The 3,721-nt window shown below is 42.3% G+C and carries 3 protein-coding genes; 1 reads left to right on the top strand and 2 read right to left on the bottom strand.

The features are described from left to right. Together PX484_RS07475 and PX484_RS07470 are read right to left on the bottom strand one after the other, a co-directional pair. A partial coding sequence (locus PX484_RS07475; protein WP_288103322.1) for a DUF1818 family protein occupies nucleotides 1-243 on the bottom strand: 243 nt, incomplete at its 3' end. A 6-nt stretch (nucleotides 244-249) separates the two neighbouring features. Next, a complete protein-coding gene (locus PX484_RS07470; protein WP_287656839.1) occupies nucleotides 250-825 on the bottom strand; it encodes a hypothetical protein in 576 nt (191 codons plus the stop codon). Nucleotides 826-1,262: 437 nt separating this feature from the next. Here PX484_RS07470 and leuS point away from each other — a divergent pair. After that, on the top strand, nucleotides 1,263-3,721 hold a 2,459-nt coding region (gene leuS / locus PX484_RS07465; RefSeq protein ID WP_288103321.1), incomplete at its 3' end, for a leucine--tRNA ligase.

The raw sequence follows: 3,721 nt of genomic DNA, 5'->3' as shown, positions 1-3,721 counted from the left end.
TGCCGCTTCTAACCATAAAAGCTCGCTTTCCGCTTCACAAGCAATACTTTCTTCATCCATTAATTCTGTGGCCATGGCCGCCATAGTTGCGGTCAATTGTGATAGTAACCGACGCAAATCTTGCCACTCGGCCTCGGTCAACTCCATCGCCCAATCATCGCCACCAATTAATCCTTTATAAACGGCTGCTTGAGGATTCCAACCCAGGCGCCAACCCGAACCATATTTGAGAATTTTTTCCATAATTTTCTAGAATTTTAATAGGTCAGCATCTCCCGGTTTTGATAAAGATGGACGACGGGGAGAGGGACTAGGAGAAGGACTAGGATTGGGGGTTTCTTGGGGGAGAATAGCGGGGTTATAAATTTCGACTAAAAGAGTTACTAACTGCTGCCGTTGACGACGATTAAGACTGTTCATCGCTTTGATATCGGCTGCCATCGGGTTAACCGTAAGAGTGACCTGTCCGGGATAGTTTTCTTCGCTGATTTTCTCGTTCACTCCTAGATAATCTCCTAGGGTTAATTGCCAATCAAAACGGATGAGAGTAAACCTTTTTTTTGTATCTTGATGATAACGAAGAAAGCGACTGATTAAAGTATTATTCGGATCGATCTTTCCTGTGTCTCGACGGATATAGTTGTTTTCTTTCGGTAAATCTGGCATTACTTGGTAAATTTGTTGGGCAACTGTTTCGGGTCGTTGAATTTGGCTCATCCCGGTGGATTGCCACGATAACCACCAGACAAATATCCCTATCACTAGGCAGAATACTAATAATACTATTCGCTTAATTTTCAGGTTTTGAGGAAATTTTAAGAGCATATTGATAAGAAGAAATTGAGCGGAACGTTTTTATGAATAGTGTCACACAAAAATTGCCATTCATCGCGGCTAGATTTTCCGAAGCTTACGGAACACTTGTACTAAATTGTCCAGCCAAGTTTTCCACGATACTGTAATTCTTGGGCTGCCCATTTCTCCATTTTTTTGCTGACCTCCACCTTGATTCCTTCTTTCAAAACTATACCTATCAATCGTTTCCCCTTTTTTTAAGTTTCTTCTCTTTTTGTTAAGAAATATCTGACTAATGGATAGAGAGGGGGGACCGGAGGCAAAATCTATCTTCATATTTAATTAGAACCACTTACTTAAAACCCAGAGGGTTTTTGCTAGGGTGGATAGCCCCAAAACTGGCAATCGCCCCCAGCCGGCTGCTGTAAAATAGGAAGGATAGATAAAACTCAGGAGAAAAAACCCCAGTGCAGTACAACCCCGCAGAAATCGAACAGAAATGGCAGAAGATTTGGCAGCAAATGGGATTGGACAAAACCCCAGAAAACACCGATAAACCGAAATTTTACGCCCTCTCCATGTTCCCCTATCCATCGGGCAACCTGCACATGGGTCACGTTCGCAACTATACTATTACCGATGTGATTGCCCGTCTGAAAAGAATGCAGGGTTATCGCGTGCTGCATCCCATGGGGTGGGATGCTTTCGGATTACCCGCAGAAAATGCCGCTATTGAAAGGGGAGTTCCTCCGGCAAAATGGACTGATCAAAATATTGCCCAGATGAAACGGCAATTACAACAGTTAGGATTATCTATCGATTGGGAAAGAGAAGTTGCCACCTGTTCCCCGGAATATTATCGTTGGACCCAATGGCTATTTTTACAGTTTTTTGAATCGGGATTAGCCTACCAAAAAGAAGCGGCAGTGAATTGGGATCCTATCGATCAAACTGTCTTAGCAAATGAACAGGTAGATAGTGAAGGAAAATCTTGGCGATCGGGTGCTAAAGTAGAAAGAAAATTACTCCGGCAATGGTTCCTAAAAATTACCGATTATGCCGAACAATTACTCACTGATTTAGATAAGCTTACCGGTTGGCCAGAACGGGTTAAAACCATGCAGGCCAACTGGATTGGTAAATCGGTAGGTGCTTATTTAGAATTTCCTCTTGTTAACTCCACAGAAAAAATTGCCGTTTTTACCACTCGTCCCGATACGGTTTATGGAGTCACTTATGTGGTACTTGCTCCTGAACACCCCTTAACTTTACAAGTTACCACTCCCGAACAAAAATCGGCCGTAGAAACTTTTATTCAAGAGATAGCCAGCGAAAGCGAATTAGAAAGAACCGCCGAAGATAAACCCAAACGCGGTATTAAAACCGGAGGAATGGCAATTAATCCTTTTACCGGTGAAGAAATTCCGATTTTAATTGCTGATTATGTCCTCTACGAATACGGGACAGGGGCAGTGATGGGAGTCCCGGCTCACGACAGTCGCGATTTTAAATTTGCTCGGGAAAATAACCTGCCAATTAAGATAGTTATTACTCCAGAAAGTGGCGAAATTGAGTTAAAAGAGGCCTATACAGAAGCAGGAATTATGATTAATTCCGCTCAATTTAATGGGCTGCATTCTACAGCAGGAAAAACCGCTATTATTGATTATGCCACTGCCCAAGATTACGGCAAAGCTAGAATACAATATCGTCTCCGGGATTGGTTAATTTCCCGTCAAAGATATTGGGGTTGTCCGATTCCAGTTATCCACTGTCCCCACTGTGGAACCGTGCCAGTACCTATCGATAATTTACCCGTTAATTTACCAGAAAATGTCGAATTTAGCGGTCGAGGTGCTTCCCCTTTAGCCAAATTAGAAGACTGGGTAAATGTGGATTGTCCTCGCTGTGGAACTCCCGCAAAACGGGAAACCGACACCATGGATACTTTCATCGATTCTAGTTGGTATTTTCTCCGTTATACCGATGCTAAAAATGAAGATATACCCTTTCAATTTGAGAAGGTTAATGATTGGATGCCCGTGGATCAATACGTCGGAGGAATCGAACACGCTATCCTACATTTACTCTATTCTCGTTTCTTTACCAAAGTTTTAAGAGACCGAGGTTTAGTTAATGTTGATGAACCTTTTAACCGTCTGTTAACCCAGGGAATGGTACAGGGATTAACCTACAAAAATCCCGAAACTGGCAAATATGTCCCCGCAGAAAATGTTATCTATAAAGAGGATAAATATTGCGATAAAGACACGGGAGAAGTTCTATCTTTCTTCTTTGAAAAAATGTCTAAGTCGAAATATAATGGCGTTGATCCTCTGAAAGTTCTCGAAAAATATGGGGCCGATACTGCCCGAATGTTTATACTTTTTACTGCACCCCCAGAAAAAGATTTACAGTGGGAAGATGCGGGGGTAGAAGGACAATTTCGCTTTCTTAATCGGGTGTGGCGTTTAGTCAGCGAATATATTGAAAATAAACCCAAGCAAGTCAAAAAAATAGAAACTTTCTCGAAAACTGACAAGGATTTAAGACGGGCAATTCACACCGCTATTAAAGAAATCTCCGAGGATTTAGAAGGAGATTATCAATTTAATACCGCCATTTCCGAATTGATGAAACTCAGTAACGCTTTAGGGGATAATAAGTGTTTTGCATCCCCCATTTATCGGGAAGGAATCGAAACCCTATTAATCTTACTTTCCCTCTTTGCTCCCCATCTTAGCGAAGAATTATGGCAAGCTTTAGGCCATAGCCAATCAATTCACCTGCAACCCTGGCCAAAAGTTGATCCTACTGCCCTGATTGTGGACGAGATTACCCTTGTCATCCAAATTTTGGGAAAAACCAGAGGCACGATACAAGTTCCCGCTAGTGCCGATAAAAGCACCCTAGAAACCCTCGCCCT

It is taken from the genome of Microcystis sp. M49636_WE2, assembly GCF_030065375.1.
Classification (GTDB): Bacteria; Cyanobacteriota; Cyanobacteriia; order Cyanobacteriales; family Microcystaceae; genus Microcystis; species Microcystis aeruginosa_C.
This window is presented reverse-complemented; position numbering and strand designations above follow the sequence as displayed.